At 66.6% G+C, this 622-nt stretch carries 1 protein-coding gene; it reads left to right on the top strand.

What is annotated here, in order from left to right:
* Positions 1 to 622, top strand: a 622-nt coding sequence (locus QLG12_RS07190; protein ID WP_282474224.1) for an RHS domain-containing protein, incomplete at both ends; no start/stop codon positions are given.

Below are 622 nucleotides of genomic sequence, written 5' to 3'. Positions count from 1 at the left end.
CCGACACCCGCCACGGCCAGCGCAGCTACCAGTACGACGCCCTCGACCGGCTGATCCGCGTGCGCCACACCCGCGACGATGTGCCGGAAACCTTCGCCCACGACCCGGCCGGCAACCTGCTGATGCAGGACCGCCCCGGCCCGACGCAGATCAAAGGCAATCGCCTGCAAATGCAGGGCGACCGGCACTACGACTACGACGCCTTCGGCAACCTGATCCGCGAACGGCGCGGCCGCGCGCAGACACTCGTCACCGAATACCGCTACGACAGCCAGCACCGCCTGATCGGCCTGACCCGCCCCGACGGCAGCAGCGCCACCTACCAATACGACGCCTTCGGCCGACGCATCCGCAAAACCGTCGACGGCCAGACCACCGAGTTCTTCTGGCAAGGCGACCACCTGATCGCCGAAAGCAGCCCGACCCAACACCGCAGCTTCATCTACGAACCCGGCACCTTCCGCCCCTTGGCCATGCTCGACGGCAAAGGCCCGAAACGCGCCTGCCCGTTCTACTACCAGCTCGACCACCTCGGCACCCCGCAGGAGTTGACCGACTACAGCGGCGAGATCGTCTGGTCAGCCAAATACAGCGCCTACGGCAAGGTCACCTCGCTGGAACT

The sequence above is a fragment of the Pseudomonas sp. V88_4 genome (assembly GCF_029967985.1).
Classification (GTDB): domain Bacteria; phylum Pseudomonadota; class Gammaproteobacteria; order Pseudomonadales; family Pseudomonadaceae; genus Aquipseudomonas; species Aquipseudomonas glycinae.
This window is presented reverse-complemented; position numbering and strand designations above follow the sequence as displayed.